This window comes from Metaclostridioides mangenotii, assembly GCF_017873185.1.
GTDB lineage: Bacteria > Bacillota > Clostridia > Peptostreptococcales > Peptostreptococcaceae > Metaclostridioides > Metaclostridioides mangenotii.
The window spans coordinates 250,703-271,404 of sequence record NZ_JAGGJX010000002.1; the positions used below are offsets into that span (position 1 = coordinate 250,703).

26 protein-coding genes are annotated in these 20,702 nt (G+C 26.8%); 22 read left to right on the forward strand and 4 right to left on the reverse strand.

Annotated elements, in window-relative coordinates; genetic code table 11:
- Positions 1–47: 47 nt before the first annotated feature.
- The 3 genes from J2Z43_RS07270 to J2Z43_RS07280 all read left to right on the forward strand — a co-directional run bounded on the left by J2Z43_RS07270 (position 48) and on the right by J2Z43_RS07280 (position 2,338).
- The gene (locus J2Z43_RS07270) at positions 48–485 is read left to right on the forward strand and encodes a MarR family winged helix-turn-helix transcriptional regulator (RefSeq protein WP_209456568.1); all 438 of its coding nucleotides are present in this window, start codon (positions 48–50) and stop codon (positions 483–485) included.
- An 11-nt stretch (positions 486–496) separates the two neighbouring features.
- A complete protein-coding gene (locus J2Z43_RS07275; protein WP_209456569.1) occupies positions 497–1,879 on the forward strand; it encodes an MATE family efflux transporter in 1,383 nt (460 codons plus the stop codon).
- A 276-nt stretch (positions 1,880–2,155) separates the two neighbouring features.
- Complete coding sequence (locus J2Z43_RS07280; RefSeq protein WP_209456570.1) at positions 2,156–2,338, forward strand: hypothetical protein; 183 nt, start codon at positions 2,156–2,158, stop codon at positions 2,336–2,338.
- Between the two features lie 193 nt (positions 2,339–2,531).
- Here the strand turns inward: J2Z43_RS07280 and J2Z43_RS07285 are convergent, their stop codons facing one another.
- Genes J2Z43_RS07285 through J2Z43_RS07290 form a run of 3 tightly spaced genes read right to left on the reverse strand, consistent with a single transcriptional unit; the run spans position 2,532 to position 3,375 of the window.
- On the reverse strand, positions 2,532–2,699 hold the full coding sequence (locus J2Z43_RS07285) for a hypothetical protein (RefSeq protein WP_209456571.1): 168 nt from the start codon (positions 2,697–2,699) through the stop codon (positions 2,532–2,534).
- A 49-nt stretch (positions 2,700–2,748) separates the two neighbouring features.
- On the reverse strand, positions 2,749–2,874 hold the full coding sequence (locus J2Z43_RS15050) for a hypothetical protein (RefSeq protein ID WP_268828398.1): 126 nt from the start codon (positions 2,872–2,874) through the stop codon (positions 2,749–2,751).
- Positions 2,875–2,925: 51 nt separating this feature from the next.
- On the reverse strand, positions 2,926–3,375 hold the full coding sequence (locus tag J2Z43_RS07290) for a GNAT family N-acetyltransferase (protein WP_209456572.1): 450 nt from the start codon (positions 3,373–3,375) through the stop codon (positions 2,926–2,928).
- A gap of 171 nt (positions 3,376–3,546) precedes the next feature.
- Between J2Z43_RS07290 and J2Z43_RS07295 the strand changes: the two genes are divergently transcribed.
- The 18 genes from J2Z43_RS07295 to pepI all read left to right on the forward strand — a co-directional run bounded on the left by J2Z43_RS07295 (position 3,547) and on the right by pepI (position 19,507).
- Positions 3,547–4,383, forward strand: a complete 837-nt coding sequence (locus J2Z43_RS07295; protein ID WP_209456573.1) for a MerR family transcriptional regulator — start codon at positions 3,547–3,549, stop codon at positions 4,381–4,383.
- 319 nt (positions 4,384–4,702) lie between these two features.
- The gene (locus J2Z43_RS07300; protein ID WP_209456574.1) at positions 4,703–4,972 is read left to right on the forward strand and encodes a CD3324 family protein; all 270 of its coding nucleotides are present in this window, start codon (positions 4,703–4,705) and stop codon (positions 4,970–4,972) included.
- 152 nt (positions 4,973–5,124) lie between these two features.
- Positions 5,125–5,553 carry an N-acetyltransferase gene (locus J2Z43_RS07305; RefSeq protein ID WP_209456575.1) on the forward strand — a complete coding sequence of 143 codons (429 nt, stop codon included), beginning with the start codon at positions 5,125–5,127 and terminating at the stop codon, positions 5,551–5,553.
- Positions 5,554–5,936: 383 nt separating this feature from the next.
- On the forward strand, positions 5,937–7,379 hold the full coding sequence (locus tag J2Z43_RS07310) for a metallophosphoesterase (RefSeq protein WP_209456576.1): 1,443 nt from the start codon (positions 5,937–5,939) through the stop codon (positions 7,377–7,379).
- 462 nt (positions 7,380–7,841) lie between these two features.
- Entirely contained in the window at positions 7,842–7,979 is a 138-nt protein-coding gene (locus tag J2Z43_RS07315) for a hypothetical protein (protein ID WP_209456577.1), read from the forward strand.
- A 243-nt stretch (positions 7,980–8,222) separates the two neighbouring features.
- Positions 8,223–9,557, forward strand: a complete 1,335-nt coding sequence (locus tag J2Z43_RS07320; RefSeq protein ID WP_209456578.1) for an MATE family efflux transporter — start codon at positions 8,223–8,225, stop codon at positions 9,555–9,557.
- 235 nt (positions 9,558–9,792) lie between these two features.
- Positions 9,793–10,428 carry a response regulator transcription factor gene (locus J2Z43_RS07325; RefSeq protein WP_330617476.1) on the forward strand — a complete coding sequence of 212 codons (636 nt, stop codon included), beginning with the start codon at positions 9,793–9,795 and terminating at the stop codon, positions 10,426–10,428.
- A gap of 117 nt (positions 10,429–10,545) precedes the next feature.
- Positions 10,546–10,746, forward strand: coding sequence for a hypothetical protein (locus J2Z43_RS07330; protein ID WP_209456579.1), 201 nt, complete (start codon positions 10,546–10,548; stop codon positions 10,744–10,746).
- 7 nt (positions 10,747–10,753) lie between these two features.
- Positions 10,754–11,053: an FtsX-like permease family protein gene (locus tag J2Z43_RS15310; RefSeq protein ID WP_209456783.1), complete on the forward strand. Its 300-nt coding sequence runs from the start codon at positions 10,754–10,756 to the stop codon at positions 11,051–11,053.
- Between the two features lie 473 nt (positions 11,054–11,526).
- Positions 11,527–13,704, forward strand: a complete 2,178-nt coding sequence (locus J2Z43_RS07340; RefSeq protein ID WP_209456580.1) for a CDP-glycerol glycerophosphotransferase family protein — start codon at positions 11,527–11,529, stop codon at positions 13,702–13,704.
- 65 nt (positions 13,705–13,769) lie between these two features.
- Positions 13,770–14,048 carry an adenylyltransferase/cytidyltransferase family protein gene (locus J2Z43_RS07345; RefSeq protein WP_209456581.1) on the forward strand — a complete coding sequence of 93 codons (279 nt, stop codon included), beginning with the start codon at positions 13,770–13,772 and terminating at the stop codon, positions 14,046–14,048.
- A 440-nt stretch (positions 14,049–14,488) separates the two neighbouring features.
- The gene (locus J2Z43_RS15155) at positions 14,489–14,701 is read left to right on the forward strand and encodes an AbrB/MazE/SpoVT family DNA-binding domain-containing protein (protein ID WP_327786939.1); all 213 of its coding nucleotides are present in this window, start codon (positions 14,489–14,491) and stop codon (positions 14,699–14,701) included.
- A gap of 384 nt (positions 14,702–15,085) precedes the next feature.
- The gene (locus J2Z43_RS07355; RefSeq protein ID WP_209456582.1) at positions 15,086–16,300 is read left to right on the forward strand and encodes a GHKL domain-containing protein; all 1,215 of its coding nucleotides are present in this window, start codon (positions 15,086–15,088) and stop codon (positions 16,298–16,300) included.
- 37 nt (positions 16,301–16,337) lie between these two features.
- The gene (locus J2Z43_RS07360) at positions 16,338–16,925 is read left to right on the forward strand and encodes an accessory gene regulator ArgB-like protein (RefSeq protein ID WP_209456583.1); all 588 of its coding nucleotides are present in this window, start codon (positions 16,338–16,340) and stop codon (positions 16,923–16,925) included.
- Positions 16,922–17,074, forward strand: coding sequence for an AgrD family cyclic lactone autoinducer peptide (locus J2Z43_RS07365; protein ID WP_209456584.1), 153 nt, complete (start codon positions 16,922–16,924; stop codon positions 17,072–17,074). The genes J2Z43_RS07360 and J2Z43_RS07365 overlap by 4 nt, the downstream gene beginning before the upstream one ends.
- 416 nt (positions 17,075–17,490) lie before the next feature.
- Positions 17,491–17,829, forward strand: coding sequence for a cupin domain-containing protein (locus J2Z43_RS07370; protein ID WP_027701196.1), 339 nt, complete (start codon positions 17,491–17,493; stop codon positions 17,827–17,829).
- A 3-nt stretch (positions 17,830–17,832) separates the two neighbouring features.
- A complete protein-coding gene (locus J2Z43_RS07375; protein ID WP_209456585.1) occupies positions 17,833–18,168 on the forward strand; it encodes a cupin domain-containing protein in 336 nt (111 codons plus the stop codon).
- Positions 18,169–18,625: 457 nt separating this feature from the next.
- Complete coding sequence (pepI, locus tag J2Z43_RS07380; RefSeq protein WP_027701198.1) at positions 18,626–19,507, forward strand: proline iminopeptidase; 882 nt, start codon at positions 18,626–18,628, stop codon at positions 19,505–19,507.
- Between the two features lie 195 nt (positions 19,508–19,702).
- On the opposite strand, the gene J2Z43_RS07385 is transcribed toward pepI, so the two are convergent.
- On the reverse strand, positions 19,703–19,882 hold the full coding sequence (locus tag J2Z43_RS07385; RefSeq protein ID WP_209456586.1) for a hypothetical protein: 180 nt from the start codon (positions 19,880–19,882) through the stop codon (positions 19,703–19,705).
- A 452-nt stretch (positions 19,883–20,334) separates the two neighbouring features.
- Here J2Z43_RS07385 and J2Z43_RS07390 point away from each other — a divergent pair, with 452 nt between their 5' ends.
- Positions 20,335–20,592, forward strand: a complete 258-nt coding sequence (locus J2Z43_RS07390; protein WP_209456587.1) for a CD3324 family protein — start codon at positions 20,335–20,337, stop codon at positions 20,590–20,592.
- Positions 20,593–20,702 lie beyond the last annotated feature (110 nt).

Here is a 20,702-nt window from a genome sequence, read left to right on the forward strand (position 1 = left end):
TTATAATAAAACAGTTGCATAAACAACTAATTAAAGGTGGGATAAATATGAACAAAGGTAAGTGTAATGATAATGGACATATAGCTAAATATATTTCTCAATTGTATAGAAAATCTAGTGTATATATAAATAGAGTAGTATCTGAATATGATATTAGATCAGGTCAACTTATATTTTTAATGGATCTATATCTTCAAGATGGAAAAAATCAAGAAGAAATATCTGAAAGATTAAAAATAGATAAAGGTACAACCGCTAGGGCTTTAAAAAAATTAGAAGAACAAGAATTTATAACTAGAGTTAAAGATAAAGATGATAAAAGAGCTAATAGAATCTATTTAACAGAAAAATCCAAAGAGATTAAGCCAGATGTATATAATGTTTTTAAAGATTGGAATAAAAAAATAAGTGAAAATTTAACTAAGGAAGAAGAAGAAACGCTAAGAAATCTACTTGAGAAAGTATGTAAAAATATAAATATATAGGGAGGTAGATTATGGATAGTAGTCAGAATATATTAGGTACAGACCCAATCGGTAAGCTATTATTAAAATATTCAGTGCCAGCCATTATCGGAATGATGGTAAATGCACTTTACAATGTAGTAGATAGAATATTTATAGGAAACATACCAGGTGTTGGTCCTATGGCAATAACAGGTCTTGGAGTGACAATGCCGATAATGTCAATAATAATTGCCTTTGGAACACTTATAGGTGTAGGATCAACTACAAATGTATCTATAAAACTAGGAGAAGGACGAAGAGATAAAGCTGAATGTATTGTAGGAAATGCAATAAGTTTAGCAGTAATATTAGGTATTGTAATAACTATATTTGGAACAATATTTTTAAATGAAATCCTTACAATCTTTGGAGCAAGTGAAGGTACAATAGGTTATGCAAAATCTTATATGAGTATAATATTAATTGGTGCAGCATTTAACATAATGTCAATGATGTTTAGTAACTTGTTAAGAGGAGATGGAAATCCAAAACTTTCAGCTATTATTATGACTGTAGGATGTTTTATGAATATAATATTAGATGCAATATTTATATTTGTATTTAATATGGGGATACAAGGTGCAGCACTTGCTACTATAATCTCTCAAGCAACATCATCAATGTGGGGATTATCATATTATTTAAGAGGAAAATCAAACGTAGAGTTTAAAAAATCAAATTTAAATTTAAATAAAGCAATTATAAAAACAATATTTGCAATAGGTATGGCTCCATTTGCAATGCAATTAGCTAATAGTATGGTTCAACTTATGTTTAATACTTCATTAAAAAAATATGGTGGAGATCTATCAATAGGGGCAATGGCGACAATAAGTTCAATAAATATGTTATTTGTAATGCCAGCATACGGTTTTGTACAAGGCATGCAACCTATAGTAGGATTTAACTATGGAGCTAAAAAATATGATAGAGCTAAGAAAACTTTAAAAATTAGTTTATCATTAGCAACAGTTGTATTTATATTAGGTGCTTTATTCGTCCAACTTGCGCCACAAGTTTTAGTTGGAGCATTTAATAAAGACCAACAACTTATGAGTATAACTATAAATGGACTAAGAAAATATGCATTTGCAATGCCTATAATAGGAATATCAATAGTAGGAAGTAACTTTATACAATCAATTGGAAAAGCAAAAATGTCTATGATATTAGGTTTATTAAGACAAGTTTTAGTACTAATACCTATGATTTTAATATTACCTAATTTCTTAGGTTTAAATGGTATATGGTTTGCACAACCAACTGCTGATATAGTATCAGCAATTGTTACAGGGATAGTTTTAATTAGAGAGATTAGAAAATATCCTGTAAATCAAGAATACGAATTAATTGAAGAAGAAAAAGCTATATAGCAAAAATAACACTTACTTACAGCTGATGTATTTAAGTGTTTTTTATTTTGGAACACACCTATACAAATTTTAAGCAATATCATACATTTGAGAAGTTAATTAGGGTTGAATAATTAATTTAAATAATGATATGAAATGAGAGTAAAAATTAGTAAAGAAATATTTATTAGAAGATAAATAATATAGACATACACTAATACGAATTGCATAAAATAGATAAAATGAGAATTTTTAAAAATATAGAAGAGGCTAAGAGGGGAATTGGAGGGTGGAATTATGAATAATATAATAACTTTTTCAATTTATTTAACAGTAGGTGTTGTATGTCTAATTATAGTATATAACTTGGGAAGAAAGTTAGAACGTGAAATTAACTTAGATAAAAGAAAAAAATATGAGGAACTATCTAATGAAAATAAGAAATTAGAGAATGATATTCGAAATAAAAAACAGAGTTAGACTACAATAGAAGGTACGTTAAGTACCTTCTATACAATAGACGCAGCATATATGATACATGTATTATAACATTATTATGAATATTGTTTTACGAAATGAATGCTTAAAATAAGCATCACTTGGCCATATTATTTTTAGAAGGTTGATAGCATGGATATATTTGATAAAAAAGGTATTAAACCGATCAAAATGCTTAAAATATTTCAAATGTATCCTGCTTATTATGCCTTTTTTCATCAGAATCATTAGTACCTAGGTTTATACTTATATAACCACAGATTAAACCGAGAGTATTTGCTATTCCAACCCATAAAAGAGCAATTAAAACATTATTGATATCCCATTGCATAGATGTAGTCATTGCAGGAAAAGTACCTGCTGAATATACTGCAAATAAACAAGAATATGCGTTAAATGACGCTAATGCGCAAGCCCCATCCTATAAACATTGCCCATACCGGAATATTAATTAATACCCCAAAACAAATAAGTCCTGCAATTATTCCCACAACACAATCTGATTTTGTGATTTTCATTTATTATCTCCTTAATCTAAATCAATTCAGCTTTGGCAAAGATATATATATTTAAATTTTCTTATCATAAACCATTTGCTTATACTGTAAATAATAAAACCCCAAACGTTTATATAAGGAACTAGCTCCCTCATTAGACTCTGTGACTTCTAATCTAAAGCGGACTACATCTTGATATTCATTAAATAGCCAATCAAAGAATTGTCGGCCATACCCCTTACCTCTGCACTGTTCCTTCATAAATAGTTCTTCTAATATAAGTGTTTTACCACCCATTTCACATGAATAACACATAGTCAGATATGCAAATCCAACAATATCATCAGCTTCACAAAGTGTTACACCCCATATATAAGGCTCTTCGCCTGTTGCATCTTGAAAAGTTGTTTTTAGTTTAGATTCTTCTACCTCATGATCTACCGCATTGCTATGGTAAAATTCATTTACCATAGATAAAACTACTTTTTTATCGTCTGATCTCATTTTTCTTATTGTTAACATATAATTCTATTCTCCTCTAAAAAATTATTGTTTCTTACAAAATTCCTAATTAATTCAACTGTGTGCCCTTAAGTAATTGTATTAATTGAAACATTTTTGCTTGATTTTCTTTAGTTCTTGCTTTATGATAAGGTATAACGTAACCGGACGGTCAAGAGGAGATAATAAATTATGAGTGGAAATTATAAAAATCATTTAACAACCGGGGAATTTGCCAAACTTTGTGGAGTAAATAAAAGAACCCTATTTCATTACAATGATATTGGCTTGTTTTTACCTGCTATTACAGATAAAAATGGATACCGCTATTACTCTTACCATCAGTTTGACACATTTTCAATTATTACAATTTTAAAGGAACTAAATGTTCCATTAAAAGACATTAAGATATATCTTAATACAAGAACACCTGAAATGTTACTTTCATTAGCAGAACAAAAGATAGATATGGCGAATAGGGAAATAGATAAATTAAACCAAATAAAGAATCTACTGGAAGATACCATTATTTGTACAAATCTGGGATTAAATGCTGATTGTGACATTATAACTTTAGAGAACCAAGAGGAAGAGTATATGTTTCTAAGTACCTTACTAAATGAAGAAAAGAGTACGGATCATACAAAATGGATATCGGATTATACAAAATTTAGGAATAGTACTCAGACAACAAGGAAAAGTTATCTTTTCGGTGCAATGCTTAACGAAGACAATATTAAAAATGGAAATTTTAACAATTATTCGTATATATTTGAAAAAGTAAGCAATAACAATGAATCCTACAATATTTATGTAAAGCCAAAGGGGTTGTATGCTGTGGCTTATCACCCAGGAAGTTATGAAACCATATATAGGACTTATGATTTGTTACTAAAGTTTCTTGAAGAAAATGGACTGCAAATGGGAGAATTTGCCTATGAAGTTTATCTTCTGGATGAGATATCAAATAAAAATGAGAGAGATTTTATTACTCAGATTACAGTTAAAATAGAAGAAAATAAGCGATAAAAATTGTATTAAATAGTATCCTCCTCATTCATGTGCCTGGTGGGGGTAGAATATATGTTTAATTTTTAATAAAAGATTAGTGATTACAGTATGTGGTATATTTATATAGTTTTGAATTTAGCAGGTAACAAGATAAAGATAAATATATGGAGGTGAAAATATAATGATAAATATTAGATATTTTGAAAATGTGTAAGGCTCCGAGCAAAGTCTATAGATAAAAATTGTTTGGAGCCGTATTAAATATAGATACGGCTAATATAGCCAGAATAGATTTTGCTCGACTATGTACAAATATAAGTAGATAGGAGCAAATGCTATGAATTATGAAAATGCAAATAATATATTACCACCATATATTGTTGAGCTAATACAAGAATATATTGATGGAAAATATTTATATATACCAAGAAAATCAGAAAATAAAAAATCCTGGGGTGAAGAAAGCGGATTTAGAGAAGAATTGGAAAATAGAAATAAAGAAATAATTGGTGAATATAATAAAGGAAAAACAGTAAAAGAAATATCTAAAGATTATTATCTTACAGAACATAGTATAAGAAGAATTATTAAGATATATAATAAATAACAATAAACTGAGTGTCTTAAAGTGATTGATAAAATTACTTAAGACACTTTTTTATAGTACAAGAATGATACAGAAGTATATATGTACTTAGCACTCTTTACTAGGTAGTGATAAAATTAAATATATAAAATAATAAGGAGATGTTGATAGATATGATAAGGAATATAGAAAATAAAGATATAGATAAAATAATGGATATATGGTTAAAAAGCACTATAAAGGCTCATACATTTATATCTAAAGATTATTGGGAAAATAGCTATAATACTGTAAAAGATGTATATATACCAATAGCTGAAACATTTGTATATGAAGACCAGGAGGATATAAAAGGATTTATAAGTATTATAAATAATGAATTTATAGGGGCATTATTCGTGGATGTAGATGCTCAAGGTAAAGGTATAGGAAAAAGTTTAATAGACTATACACTAGATAAATACAATAAATTAAATTTAGCAGTGTACAAAGAAAACCAGAAATCAGTAGATTTTTATATTCATAGAGGGTTTAAAATAATCAAAGAACAAATTAATGAAGATTCTGCCCATAAAGAATATATAATGGAAAAAATAATTTAAAGAAGTATATACTAAAAATGTATAAGTAATAATATCTATACATTTTTTATTAACTATTTTTCACATAATTGTTTTAACATAACCTATAAAATACAATATAACAATTAATTTTTTAAACTTATATTATAATTATGATCTATGCTGATAGACAAACTACTAGATCGGAATTTAAAAACTAATAAAAGAGACATTAGTAGAAATACTAATATCTCTTTTTTAATGAAAGGTTTTTAGTGAAGAAGAACCTAGCTTGTTTGATTTAATAAATTAATAGCTTTTAATAAATACTTATTCGACATAATAATACAAAATAATAATATGTTTTCAGATATACTATAAATTGTGTCAAATTATATAAAGTACTAATCAGGAGGTTTTAAGTAATGAAAAAAATATTAATGACATGTTTAGTAGTATTATCTGTTTTCCTAATATCAGGTTGTAGTACTGACAAAGAAGAAATAAATATATTAGCCACTACTGATTTACATGGAGATATACCTTACAAGCTATCTTCATATGTAAAGAATGAGTTTAAAAAAGATAAAAATTTAACATTAGTTGATGCTGGTGATTTTTTTGATTCTGAAAACAATGATGACATGGCTAAATATTTTGATAAAAGGAGAGAAAACCCATCTGAATACAGAGAAGCACCTATTGTAAAAGACATGAAAGAATTGGGATATGATTCAGTAGTTCTTGGAAATCATGAATTTTTATACAATAAACTTCAATTAGATAATATGATTTCTGACTTTGAAAAACAGGATATAAAAGTATTATCAGCAAATACATATAAAAAAGATGGTGAGAGTTATACTGATCCTTATATAATTAAAGAAATTCCAACATCAAATGGAATAGTAAAGCTAGGTATTTTGGGACTTACTATAAAAGAAGTTGGGGAAAGGCAAATTAGAATAGATGATGGTACCCAGGATGGAAAACTTGTTGAATCAAAATCTAGAGAATTAAAAGACCAGCCAGAGTATGAAGGAAAATTATATATGAATGATTTAGTAAAAGATGCTAATAAATGGGTTGGTAAAATGAAAGAAGATAAGGCTGATATTATAGTAGCAGTTGTTCATTCAGGTGAAAAACCTAAGAAACCAAGAAATCCAGGTAATAGAATACAAGATTTAGCATATGAGGTAGAAGGAATAGATGCTATAGTTGCAGGCCATACACATAAGCAAATTACTCAACATAATTATAAAAATAAGTCTGGCGAAAATGTAATAGTTACACAACCAGGTAAGCATGGAGAATGTATATCAAAAATAAATTTTCAACTAGAAAAGAAAAACAATAATTGGAATGTAATTAAAAAAACCAGCGATTTAACAGAATTTGATTTAAGTGACTTACAAAAATATGATGAATACTTTGGATCATTGTCGATGGCTTTATTTGAAATTGATGATAAAGTTAAAGAGGCCAGTTTGTCAGAAATAACACCATTTGAATGGGATAAGGCATTTGTATTTGCTCCAGAAACACCAAGAGAAATCATCTATAAAAAAGTTGGTTATGAATGGAGAAATATAACTGAAACTGAAGGCACAGACATGGCACAAATGGTATTTATAAAAGATAATAAACCTGTGTTTTATTTATACGGTAATATAAATGATATTGGTATAGATATAAATCTCAATAAGTCTGAGTATAAAGATAATGTAGCTACAATTATTTCTGGAGACAATGATAAATTTAGTATTGAGAAAGAAGAGGTTATAAAAGTATATGATGGTTATAATTATGAAAATACTGTTACACATTTAAAACATATAAATAATAGTGACATTTTAGATTTATAAAATAAATTGCATTTTAATTGCCTGATTTATTAAGAAATACATAGATAATTGTATTGTAGAAAAATTATACATAACAACTATATAATTACTGGATAGATTTAGTTAAAGGGACTTGTCTAACCAGCAAAGTGTTAAAATAGCATCTTAATAAGATCTTAATAAGATAAAAATTCATAATTAATAACGGTTATTGTAGGTAAATCTAGTAAATTCACTTACGAAAGCAGGGATTTTTATATTTAACGAGAATATATAGTTAATGGGATGAGGGTGGTGCCTCACTCAATATGCAAATAATAGTAAAGTAGGTTCGGCTCCTACATCTTGCTGCCTGTTTTCCTCCTTTGATTATATATAGTGGAAGAAAGACTTAGATTTTTTCTAGGTCTTTTCTTTTTAGAAATTTATTGGTATTATAATTTAATACTATGGTATTGTATTATAGATGAAGAGGCTAAGATTGTGTTTTATAAACTTACAGAGAGTGTAACAGAGAGGCTTAGAATACATGGTTTTGTTGAAGTACAGAACAAACTACTATATGGGATGAAACTATTGCATCTTATGAACGACATAAATTTTTATTCTAAGCAAATATAATTATACAAAATATTAAAAAAGAAAAAATAGTAGAAGATGATTTTAAAAAAATTTTATACAATTGTAAATTAAAAATTCTAAAATATTTTATATATTGAAAAACTAGCAGATAGATGCTATTATTTAAATAAGTAAATAAATACTTTTGTTTTGCTACCGAGCAAAACAACTCAAAGTGCTCAAACACATTCCATTAGGTCTTAGAAGGAATGTTGTTGGGCATTTTTTTATGGGAGGTTTTGTATGAATAAATACTACGTACTAAAAAATTTTTTTAAATATGTGAGCCTAAATGTTATAGGAATGATAGGACTGTCCTGTTATATTCTTGCAGATACTTTTTTTGTTTCCAAAGCTCTTGGCTCAAATGGACTCGCTGCATTGAACTTTTCTATTCCAATTTATTGTATCATCAATGGTGCAGGCTTGATGATTGGTATTGGAGGTGCAACAAAATATAGTATTTTAAAGTCTCAAAATGAAGATGAAAAGGCTAATTCAATTTTTTCTAACACTGTGATTATAGGAATGGTTGTAGGAATTATTTTGCTTATTGTAGGATTATTTTTATCAACACCAATCGCAAAGCTACTTAGAGCAGATGGTACTACATTAACGTTGGCGAGTATTTACTTATCAACAATACTTTGCTTTTCACCATTTTTTATCCTAAACAATGTAATGATTGCATTTATACGAAATGATGGAAATCCAAGATTGTCTATGGCAGGCATGCTTACAGGAAGTTTTTCAAATATTATTCTTGACTACATCTTTATTTTTCCTCTTTCAATGGGAATGTTTGGAGCGGCTTTTGCTACAGGACTTGCACCGATTATAAGTCTTTGTATTTTATCTTCACATTTTATAAAACAAAAAAATAATTTTAAATTTATAAAATGTAAGGTAAATATAAAAAACATAAAAAATATTTTAGGACTTGGTTTGTCGGCATTTATTACGGAAATTTCATCAGGATTTGTTCTTATTCTATTTAATCTTGTAATATTGGATCTAACAGGAATTATTGGAGTGGCGGCATATGGAATAGTTGCAAATGTTGCACTTGTGGTAATTTCAATATTTACAGGAATTGCACAAGGAATACAGCCACTGCTAAGCGAGGGCTATGGAATAAATGATAGTATATTGATGAAGCGAGTATTAAAATATGCTATTACTTTATCTTTAGGTTTTGCAACTGTTATATATATATTGACTTTCCTTTTATCGGATAATATTATTGCTGCTTTTAACAGCGAAAACAATGCGAGTTTAATTCATATTGCTACAAATGGATTAAGACTATACTTTACCGGATTTTTCTTTGCTGGATTTAATATTATTATAGCAGCTTTTTTAAGTGCAACCGCAAAAATGAAGAGTGCTTTTGTTGTTTCTATTATGCGTGGGTGCATAGCTATTATACCTAATTTATTCATTCTTTCAGCCTTTTTGGGAATGAATGGTGTATGGCTATCATTTACATTTGCTGAGATTATAACAACAATAATTTCAATAATGTTTTTAACCAAATTAAAATTAAAAGAACAAAAGAATGTCGAAATAATTTATTAAATAGGAAAATAAACTATGATTTACCTAATGATTAGTATATGATATATCTAAAATAACTTAATATTAACATTTATCCACGAAGAAAGTATTGATAAAAATATCAATACTTTTTTTAGTTGTAAGAAATATTATTATGAATAAATAGTATATTGAAGAAAAAGTACTACTATTATAGTATTATCTATATATTAAAAAATAAATTGTAGATGGGAAATTAAAAATATGTTTACTATATATGATAGCTGATGATAACGAACAACTACAAAATGAAATTGGAAATCTTTTAAGTGCTAATGGATATTCGATCATAAAACCAAAGGAATTTAATAATATAGCTTACCTCGTAAAACAAGAGAATCCAAATTTAATTTTACTAGATATAAACTTACATACAGATGATGGATTTAAAATATGTACAGAAATAAGAAGTTTCTCACAAGTTCCGATAATATTTATAACAAGTAGAAACACGAACATAGATGAACTTATGGGAATAACTTTAGGAGGAGATGACTTCATAACAAAGCCATACAACACTCATATACTTTTAGCAAGAATAAATTCTATATTAAGAAGAGCTTATCCTAATGATCAAAACATGGATATAGTTGAGTACAATGGTGTGAAACTTAATATATTATCAAGTACTATAGAACATGATAGAAATGTTTGTGAACTTACAAAAAATGAATTAAAGATATTATATTATCTACTAATGAATAAAGGGAAAATAGTATCAAGAGCAAGAGTTGATATCATGGAGTACCTATGGGATAGCTCATTATTTGTAAATGACAACACTCTTACTGTGAATATAACAAGAATAAGAAATAAGATAGAAGAAATCGGTGTAAGTGATTTGATTTTATAAAAACCAAAAGAGGACAATGGTATATAATATGAGTCTAAAAGAATATCTAAATAGCAAAGTAGGAGAGATATTTTTAAATATTATAGCTTTAATAACCTTAGTATCTTTCTTTTTAGTGTGGGTAATACTTTTGAAGTTATAAAAACAGTGGCAATAGGGTGGATAATAGTTTTAACAATATTTATTATCTATGAATACAAAAAAAGAAAAATATATTTTGAAAGACTAACAAAGTATATTGATAACATAGATAAAAAGTATCTAATGAGTGAAGTAATAGAAATACCACCAAACTGTTCTTGGACTTGGGCAACTTGAAGATTCTATAGAGCATAAAGAAAGATTTAATGTTCTTAAGAAGTTGGGAGTAGAAGACAAAGATATAAATAAAATTATCTTAAAACAAGTATCTTTATACTTTATTATTCCGATAATTATTGCAATAGCAGGATTTGTTATATTTATATATAACTACTATGTCTTAAATTCACAAGTAATTACTTCTTATATAGGAGATTCATCTTTTGTATTTAATGTAGTGGTGGCATTGATTTTGGTGATATGTATTTATCTATGTTACTTTGTAGGTACATATTATACATTCAAAAGAAATATAAAAAATTAAATTAAAAATAGATGCAGTATTATGAGATATGCTAGGATATTCTAGTCCATTACCTTATTTCATGATATCTACTATATAATTAAATAACAAATAAATGTTAATAGATTATATAAAAGGAACAAATAATAATAAAAAAATGGTGGATATGATTGCTATAATCGTATTCACCATTGAAATCCACGAAGAGATATTGGCTAAATAGTCAATATCTTTTTCTATTTACTCAGTAATTGAGGAATTAAGGTGAAGGATTTTTATTTTAAAATATTGCGTAAAAGTGAATTTATATTTTATCAAATTATAGTTTATATGTAAATATATGCTATATAATTAAGTTACACCTTCAAAAAGAAGAGTGATCCTATTAAAACTGATGAAATATGTAGATTTTGTCATTTTAATTACAAAAGGTAAATATTATTTTTAATAATTATTAAGTAGACATAGTGTTGAAGCATTAAAGGAGAGAGAATATGACAAATAAACTTTATGAAGAAATTGAAATATTAATTGAAAAAAATGAATTAGTTGAAGCAAAAAAAATAATATTAAAAAATGAGAAATTTATTGAGTATGAAGAAGTAAAGAGGTATAAAGCATTAATATCATTTTTTGAAGGAAAATATGAAGAAGCTTTAAAGGAGGCAAACGAAGGTATTGAAAATTCACATGAAAACTTACAATTAATAAATATTAAGGCAATAATTCTTGAAGCTTTAGGCAGAAATAAAGCAGCTGAATTTTACTACCGAAAATCGACGATATTAAAAAGTGAAGAAAGTATAAAAGTATTAATTGCAAGTCCTGTAAGGCAAGACTACAAAATATTAAAAGAATTTTTAAAGTCTTTAAAAGAATTAAATTATGATAATATTGTTGAAGAATATATTTTTATAGATGATAATGTGGATGAAGAATCAAGCTACATATTAAACTCATTTATTCCCCTGAAAACAAAAGTGATTAAAGTTAAAAGTAATAATACTTATGTTAAAGATGAGAATACTCATTATTGGAATGCAGATCTAATGGATAAAGTTGCGGAATTTAAGAATAGATTGATAACTTATGCTATAGACAGAGAATTTGATTATATATTTTTTATAGATTCTGATTTGATTCTGCATAGAGAAACATTGCAAGAGTTGATTAACAGTAATGTTGATATAGTATCAAATATATTTTGGACAAAATGGAATTTGAATACAAGATTAGAACCACAAGTTTGGCTTGAAGATAATTATTCATTTATTAAAAACGATAACCGCAATAATAACATAATAGTATCAGCTAAAATGGAGTTGGATTATATAAACCAAATGAAGAGGAAAGGTTTGTATAAAGTTGGAGGATTAGGTGCTTGTACCCTTATATCTCAAAAAGCATTATTAAAGGGAGTAAATTTTACAAAGATTGATAATATATCATTAGTAGGAGAAGACAGGCATTTTTGTGTAAGAGCAAATTCGTTAGGTTTAGATTTACATGTAAATACAAGATATCCGGCATTGCATTTGTTTAGATTAGGAGAATTAGCAGAGTTAGAAAAATTTAATAAAAATGATAATGTATATAATTTTAAAAAAGTAATATTACTGATTCACAAAGATTACTCAGGGTCTAATACTTATGCTTTATATAAAAAAATTCCTCAACATATAAAAGAAAAATTTGATGTTAAAATAATAAAGCAAACTATAGATTATAACTATGTGAGAATGGTTATGGAAGCTGATATAATAATTACAACTGAAGCTAATGTCGCTATTCCTAAAGAGGTTTACAATGGAAATCAGATTATTATAGATTTATGGCATGGATTCCCTATTAAGAGTATGGGTTATTTAGATAAAAATGAGAAAGACATTGAAAGTATGGAAAAAAGATTTGCAGATATAAACTATATTACATCTTATTCGGAGAATTTTAATATTAATATGAATAGGTGTATAAAAGTAGAAGAGTACAAATACATAATAACAGGAGCACCGAGAAATGATTTATTAGACAAAGAAAATGGAATAAACAATCTAAACAAGATACTTGGGATTAATACAAGTAATAAAAAAGTTATATTCTATATGCCTACATTTAGGATACGAGAAAACGATTCTATAAATGATGGGATAAATATATTTATGAAAGATGAACTTTTCAATAAAGAACACTTAATAGAATTTGAAGAATGGTTATTAAAAAATAATATGGTATTTATATTGAAATTACATCCGCATGAAGAAAAATACATTTCTAGTATGGTAAAAGAAAGTAAAAGTATAAAGTTGATATTAAGTGAAGATTTAGAAAATAACAATATTGATTTATATGAAATTTTAGGGTGTTCAGATTATTTAATTACAGATTATTCATCTGTTTATATTGACTTATTGTTATTAAATATTCCTTTAATATTTACTAACAATGATATAGAAGAGTACTCTAACAATAGGGGGTTACTATTTGAATACAATGAAGTTACACCAGGCCCTAAAATTAAGAGTGTATATGATTTAAAAAATGAGATTATGAAATTTGAGCAGTATAATCAATACTACTTAGAAGAAAGGATAAGTTTAAAAGAAAAATTCCATAAATACGTAGATTTTAATTCTTCTGATAGAACATGGGAATTTATAGAGAATTTATTTTAATTATATAGATATAGTTGAGGATATATCAATGATATGAATGGATTAGTTATAGGAAGGCTGTGTAGATGAAAAAAGTTATAACATATGGAACTTTCAATTTACTCCATATAGGACATATAAATTTGTTAAGAAGAGCGAAAAGTTTGGGAGATTACCTAATTGTAGGTTTATCTAGTGATGAGTTTAATATCATAAAAGGCAAAAAATCAATATATAGTTATCAAGAAAGAAAAATTATATTAGAATCTTTAAAGTATGTTGATGAAGTAATAGAAGAAAAAAGTTGGGAACAAAAAATTTTAAATAGCAAATATATATTTTGTATTGTAAGCTTATTGCAATGAGCACTAGACTTCTGCGAATCACTATGTAGAAAAGAGATTTACGTATTTGTTCTAATTGGATATTGTATTCCATAACAAAATCTAGAAAAACAGCATTAAAATTTGGCATACTTATTTCATATAATTTATAAAAACACATTGACAGCTTTGTCAATGTGTTTTATTTCTATAAATATATACTTCAATGTTAACTTTGGTTGATAGACATAAAAAATTAAGTTAAATAAAATATACATGAGAGGAAATATAAAGATGCTTAATATTAATTAAAAAAGACTAAGAAAAAATAGGCAATACAACAAAAATATGTAGCTGAAAGTATTAATGTCTCAAGACAATCTGTTGCGAAATGGGAAAACGGTGAATCTGTACCTGATATAAATAGTTGCATTGCACTAGCAGATTTATATGTTAACCATTCAGAGGAGGAATCAGGAATTGTGATACCGCCTAAAGGAAAACACTTTTTTGGAATTGTATCAGTTGAAGATCAAGGTCAAATAGCTATCCCCCAAAAAGCAAGAGAGGTATTTAATGTCAATGTTGGCGACAAGTTAATAATCTTGGGTGATGAAGAAAGAGGTATTGGAATTGTTCATCAAATAGACATAATGAAATTTGTAGGAGAAATAGGAATAGCAACAAAGAAATGAAATAATTATCAATTAAATAAATTATGAAATGGGGAATATTTAGTAGATATATTAAAACAAAAATAGATAGAATTGTATGATGCTAGCTTAATTATTATTTTATTATAATTTATTTAATTGTCTAAAAAAGCTATAATCTTGTTGAGTTATAAGTCACTATATATCGAATAATATAAAAGTGTATATTATCTTGTAATTAAAAAAAGGCATTTTAAATATTATGCACAATGTTTACTATCCTTTTATAAAGTATTCAAATAAATAGTCGAAAAAGATCAATTGCTTTCTCTAGTGATAAGTTGTAAATTAATATTACTATATGATAGAATTTAGTCAGACGAGCTTTTAGAAATAATTTTATCTAAAACTAGGGGAGGGGGAACTATGTTAGAAACAAGTACTTATTGGTCTATATTAACGGTTTTAACTACATTTATGGAATGGGCTGTGTTAAATTTTATCTTTAATAATATTAGTACTGTTAGAAGAAGTAAAAAAATCGTATATTTATGTTTAATAGCGTTTGTTTCAATAGTGGTTTTTATGACACTTAATAATTATATGGTGAACTTAAAAATCTTTATGTGTATTATTTTATCTTTTATACTATATAAATTTAATTATGACACAAGTATATTCCAAGGTATATTAATAAGTACAATGTTTTGGACTATACTGACAGTCAATGATTTAGTTGTTTGCAGTATCTTAGTTTTATTACATTCATTAGATAATATTAATTTATTATTAGCTGATAATTTATATAGATTGGAATTGGTAATTATAACTAAGTCAATTTTATTATTAGTAATACCTATAATAAAAAGTATAAAATGTACCTTGAAAATTAATAAAAAAGAATATTTATTAGTATTTATTCCAATTTTAGCCAATGTAATGAGTCTAGTAGCAATGGTATTCTTTTTATTTGATAAATCAATAATTGTCACAACTAATATAGGAATGGCGATATTGGTTGTATCTTTGTTTCTATTATTTTCAAATATCTTATTTGTTTTAATAGTATCAAAGATTGTAAAAGCAAGTGAATTAAGATATGAAAATAAGTTGTTCAAGGATAAAATGTATAATCAATATAGACACTATCTAAGCTTAGAAAAAGCACAGTTTGGTTTAGAAACATTATTTGATACACAAAACAATGTTTTAGATCTAATTCTAACGGAAAAAAAAATTATATGCGATGAAAATGATATAGAGTTATGTGTAAATATAGATTTCTCTCAATGCTATTTCCTAGAGGTAATAGATATATGTAATTTATTTTCTAATATGTTAGATCGTGCAATTGATACTGAACAAAAAAGTAAAAAAAATCTAAAAAAAATTACGATATCTGGAAAAATTATTAATAACTTTTTTGTAATAAAATGTACAAATTCAGCGGGATACTTAAAAATAGTTAAAGATATTGATATAGATGAACAGGAGACTTTTTCTCATGAGATAGGTGTTAATAGTATAAATAGGACAATAGAAAAATACAATGGTGTTGTTCAAATATCAGATGATAATTTAATTATGACTATTCTAATTCCATTGACTCAAAGAATATCACAGCCAAACAAAAGTACATAAATAACGTAGAAGTAACGAAAGATCTGGAGGAAGTATTATGGTTAAGTCTAGCGCTAATAAAATAACAACATATTTAATAAAAAAAGAAACAATTGACTCTGAGGACTATGAACTTTATCAGTATGCTTTTGAGACTATAGTTGCATTTTTAATTCAGATGTCAGTGATTTTAGCTATAGGGTATATGTTCGGTAGATTTATAGAAACAGTAATATTTTTAGCATTTTATTGTCCTATACGACAATTTTCCGGTGGATTTCATGCTGAAAATTATCGTAGATGTTTATTAGCTTTTATGATATTATATATAACTAATATATATATGGTTGATATGCTAGTATCTTTTAATGCTAATATTATTATGATTGTAATAACATTAATAAGTTATATAGGAATAAGCTTTTTAGCTCCACAGGAACATCGACACAATCCATTAAGTGAAAAAGAAAAAAAGAAATATAAAAAAATAGTTATGTACATATGTAGTTTTCTTTTATTGTTAATAATTTTGGGCATTAATTATACAATCACATATGAGTATTCAATGTATGCATCATCTGTTATTGTTTGTATTTTTATAATGTTAGTATTAGGTATAATAAAGAGAGGAGTGACAAAGTTATGAAAAAAAATTTAAGTTCTGTAGTTTTAGAAAAGGTAGGTGCTATAGCAATAAATACACTGAAATTATCAGCCAATTCAACATCATCGACAATTTCTCACCAACCTAAAATGCCTAAGAGCATAAATCAATTTAAGAAGAAAAGTGAATAGTAAAAAGAAATGGACCCTATATAGTGCAAAAAAGTGTGCAATCTATAATAGGGCCTTTTTTTGTACCTTATTATTAAGGAATTATTGAAAGATAAGTTAAAATATATTTTAGATAATTAATTAAATATATCCTTAACAAATTTAAGCAAAACTTTAATCCATAAGAATTGAATTTAACCTATCCAAATCCAAAATTACGTCATTACTAAGAGTCAAAATCTTGAAAAAGACAGCATTGGCAGTAGAGATATAAATTCTGATGAATTTATAGGACATAGAAAGGAAATAATAAATTGGGTTAAGTAGATTGATTAGTTAAAAATTATTGGATAGTGATAGTAAAATTATCAGATTAATTAAAATTATTTATTTATATAAAATTATTATAAATACAATTTAGATAAGGAGAAAATAAAATGGAAGAATTAATAAGAAACATAGAAAAATCAAAAGCAGTTGATTTCGATAGTTTAGTAAGTTGTAAAGAAGGTCAAATAGAAACAGTAACTATGGCTCAGAAGAAAGGTGTAGGAGTAACAGCTCTAGCATTTGGAAAAGGTGAAGGTGTTGGACCTCATGCAGCTAAGGGAGACGCTTTAATATATATACACCAAGGTGTTGCGACTGTAAAAATAGGGGAAGAAACAATGGAAGCTACAAAAGGTCAATTAGTAGTAATGCCAGCTAATATACAACATCAAGTAACTGCAAAAGAAGATATGAAAATGCTTTTAGTAGTAGTAAAAGAGGATTAGATTATGAGATATTTAAGAAATATAAAACCATTTGAGGCTATTGCTATGACTGATATGATAAGTCATACAGGAAATACTATAGCGAGTAAGGCATTAATAGATAATGATAATACAGAGATAAGATTTTTTTCTTATGCTTGTGGGGAAAGTATAGATAAAGAGTATTATGAAATGGAAACATTATTTGTAATGATAGAAGGCATTGCTAAAATTTTGTACAATGAAAGCGATGAAGTTGTGTTAAATCGAGGTGATGTTGTTGCGATGGAAGCTGATATAAATTATGGTGTAGAAGCTTTAACCGATGTTAAATTATTTAATATATTGGTAAAGGCATAATCGATATAAAAATTAAATTAAATGTTTATTTTCTAATAAAGCAACTAGGTTATTTAAAATGATTTAGTTGCTTTTTGGCCTTATATCCTTTCTGAGATATTATTTTTGAAAGAAAGGTTATTAGTATTAGTATATTATGTATTGAAAAGGAGTGTATTAAGATATTAAACGATATGATTTAATTTTTTAACTTTATTTATATTAAGCCTGTATATCTTTGAAAATCGAAATTAGAAGCATCCATATTATGTAAACCTATAGATATAAATTACATATTAATTTATATATTAATTAAATTTTATATTTGCTATCTATGGAGATTATTTACTTATATGTTATACTATTTATGAAAGTAAATATAGAAATTTAAATACATATTAAATATGACTGATAAATTTTAAAACAGTCTTATTAGGGAACTAATTATCGTTCCTAATAATAAATTGGAGGAGTAAATATGAAAATCACTGAAGGATATATGCCTTTTAAAGGTTTCAAAACTTATTACCGTGTAGTAGGTGAAGCTACTGAAGGGAAGAAGCCACTAGTACTACTTCACGGAGGTCCAGGTTCTACACATAACTATTTTGAGGTATTGGACAAGATTGCTGAAAGTGGTAGACAAGTAATAATGTACGACCAAATTGGTTGTGGTAATTCATTTGTGGAAGGTCATCCTGAGTTATTTAATGCTGAAACTTGGATAGAAGAACTTATTGAATTAAGAAAACATCTAGGACTTGAAGAGATTCACCTATTAGGTCAATCTTGGGGAGGAATGCAGGCTATTTGGTATGCTCTTGAGCATAAACCAAAGGGAATTAAGTCTTATATCCTTTCATCTACTCTTTCTTCTGCAAAGCTTTGGGAAAAAGAGCAAAAGAGAAGAATATCATATATGGATGAAGTTTATAGAAAACCTTTGCTTGAGGCAGAGAAAACAGGAGATTATTCTAGTAAAGAATATGCTGAAGCATTGGACAAGTTTATGCTAATGTACTGTGCAGGCGAGGTAACTGAAGATTCTCCAGAGTGCTTAAGAAGACCTAAAAAAGCTGGTTCTGAAGCTTATGTTGTAGGATGGGGACAAAATGAATTTTCTCCAACTGGTACTCTTGCTGGATATGAGTTTACAGACAGATTACATGAAATAAAGGAACCTTGTTTGATAACTAGTGGAGCGATAGATTTAAGCTCACCATATATTGCAAAAACTATGTATGATAGAATTCCTAACAGCAAATGGGAGTTATTTGAGTACTCAAGACATATGCCGTTTGTTGAAGAATTTGATAAGTATGTAGAAGTTCTAAATAAATGGTTAGAGGAAAATGATTAATATTAAATAAAATGATTAAAGTTATATAAATTTAGATAAAGAAAGAGATTAAGCGATATATGCTTAATCTCTTTTTTTATAATGAGACCATGTTAATTTAATATAAAATACCAGTTTGTAGCATTTTATTATTTTAAAATTAAAAAAGTCAATCAAAATGGCAAAACTATGAATAGTTTTTAGTCTAAACCTAGACTAATTATTTCCGTCATTATTTGAATTAAAATTGTCATACCATTTTTTAACCATTTCTTCAGTTATATATAGACTATTTAAATCAAACGCTGAAAAACCATTGCTATCCTTTAAAGCTTGCTTAAATAATCTCTTTGCTTCTTCATTTTCAAAGATCTTGTGTATTTTTGCTTTGCTCATCTGCACGTCTCCATAAAAAATGTATTTTAATTAATTATAACAGAGAAATAATTTGTTTTCCAGATTACAACCTTATCTCAATTATAAACTAATATTAGCTTATAGCTTGTTTTATATTCATAAATCTCTAATATTTGCTAAAGCACATAAATCGTTTAAGTTCAAATAAATTTTAGGTTAAATTAATTTAAATCTATATAAATTTTAAGGTCTATATCGGTGTAAATACTAAAATATTGACATATCTATCTCATGTGTTATACTCGTCTGTATAATTGTAAGCGAGCGAGGTGATAGGTATGTTTAAAAAGATTAAAAATCAAAATAACTTAAAAAGTGTACATTCCCATGCAGAATAGTAGAGGTGCAACAATCTGTATGGGTTTGTAAGTTGCATCATCTGCTGATTCTGCACTTTATTTAACTATTTAATAAGTAAAGGGGTAGAAATTATGAAGTATACTAACGCGGCAGACGTGCTTCCAGAAGAGCTATTAAACGAGATTTTGAATTATGTAAATGGTGAGCTACTGTACATTCCCGTAGCTGGTAAAAAGCAAAAATGGGGAGAAAATAGTGGTTCAAGAGATTATTATAACAAACGCAATAGTGAGATAATCTATCTATACGAAAGTGGCGTTTCGATAACGGAAATTGCCAAAAAGTATTGTTTATCATATGATTCAGTAAGAAAAATAGTAAAAAGATGAGAGAGGTACTTTACCATTTTGGTAGAGTATTTTTTTATAGGAAAAAACAATTATAACTATTTTCAAGGCTATTACAATAGTATTCTAATATATATAATAAGAAATGTACT

What these genes read in the sequence shown, in the direction of transcription:
- J2Z43_RS07370 (WP_027701196.1), top strand. Translation starts at nt 17,491, where the DNA reads ATGGAAGAATTAATAAGAAACATAGAAAAATCAAAAGCAGTTGATTTC.
- J2Z43_RS07280 (WP_209456570.1), top strand. Translation starts at nt 2,156, where the DNA reads ATGAATAATATAATAACTTTTTCAATTTATTTAACAGTAGGTGTTGTA.
- J2Z43_RS07295 (WP_209456573.1), top strand. Translation starts at nt 3,547, where the DNA reads ATGAGTGGAAATTATAAAAATCATTTAACAACCGGGGAATTTGCCAAA.
- J2Z43_RS07340 (WP_209456580.1), top strand. Translation starts at nt 11,527, where the DNA reads ATGACAAATAAACTTTATGAAGAAATTGAAATATTAATTGAAAAAAAT.
- J2Z43_RS07355 (WP_209456582.1), top strand. Translation starts at nt 15,086, where the DNA reads ATGTTAGAAACAAGTACTTATTGGTCTATATTAACGGTTTTAACTACA.
- J2Z43_RS15050 (WP_268828398.1), bottom strand. Translation starts at nt 2,874, where the DNA reads ATGAAAATCACAAAATCAGATTGTGTTGTGGGAATAATTGCAGGACTT.
- J2Z43_RS07310 (WP_209456576.1), top strand. Translation starts at nt 5,937, where the DNA reads ATGAAAAAAATATTAATGACATGTTTAGTAGTATTATCTGTTTTCCTA.
- J2Z43_RS07325 (WP_330617476.1), top strand. Translation starts at nt 9,793, where the DNA reads ATGATAGCTGATGATAACGAACAACTACAAAATGAAATTGGAAATCTT.
- J2Z43_RS07290 (WP_209456572.1), bottom strand. Translation starts at nt 3,375, where the DNA reads ATGTTAACAATAAGAAAAATGAGATCAGACGATAAAAAAGTAGTTTTA.
- J2Z43_RS07305 (WP_209456575.1), top strand. Translation starts at nt 5,125, where the DNA reads ATGATAAGGAATATAGAAAATAAAGATATAGATAAAATAATGGATATA.
- J2Z43_RS07390 (WP_209456587.1), top strand. Translation starts at nt 20,335, where the DNA reads ATGAAGTATACTAACGCGGCAGACGTGCTTCCAGAAGAGCTATTAAAC.
- J2Z43_RS07275 (WP_209456569.1), top strand. Translation starts at nt 497, where the DNA reads ATGGATAGTAGTCAGAATATATTAGGTACAGACCCAATCGGTAAGCTA.
- pepI (WP_027701198.1), top strand. Translation starts at nt 18,626, where the DNA reads ATGAAAATCACTGAAGGATATATGCCTTTTAAAGGTTTCAAAACTTAT.
- J2Z43_RS07270 (WP_209456568.1), top strand. Translation starts at nt 48, where the DNA reads ATGAACAAAGGTAAGTGTAATGATAATGGACATATAGCTAAATATATT.
- J2Z43_RS07375 (WP_209456585.1), top strand. Translation starts at nt 17,833, where the DNA reads ATGAGATATTTAAGAAATATAAAACCATTTGAGGCTATTGCTATGACT.
- J2Z43_RS07320 (WP_209456578.1), top strand. Translation starts at nt 8,223, where the DNA reads ATGAATAAATACTACGTACTAAAAAATTTTTTTAAATATGTGAGCCTA.
- J2Z43_RS07360 (WP_209456583.1), top strand. Translation starts at nt 16,338, where the DNA reads ATGGTTAAGTCTAGCGCTAATAAAATAACAACATATTTAATAAAAAAA.
- J2Z43_RS07385 (WP_209456586.1), bottom strand. Translation starts at nt 19,882, where the DNA reads ATGAGCAAAGCAAAAATACACAAGATCTTTGAAAATGAAGAAGCAAAG.
- J2Z43_RS07345 (WP_209456581.1), top strand. Translation starts at nt 13,770, where the DNA reads ATGAAAAAAGTTATAACATATGGAACTTTCAATTTACTCCATATAGGA.
- J2Z43_RS07300 (WP_209456574.1), top strand. Translation starts at nt 4,703, where the DNA reads ATGAATTATGAAAATGCAAATAATATATTACCACCATATATTGTTGAG.
- J2Z43_RS07285 (WP_209456571.1), bottom strand. Translation starts at nt 2,699, where the DNA reads ATGACTACATCTATGCAATGGGATATCAATAATGTTTTAATTGCTCTT.
- J2Z43_RS07365 (WP_209456584.1), top strand. Translation starts at nt 16,922, where the DNA reads ATGAAAAAAAATTTAAGTTCTGTAGTTTTAGAAAAGGTAGGTGCTATA.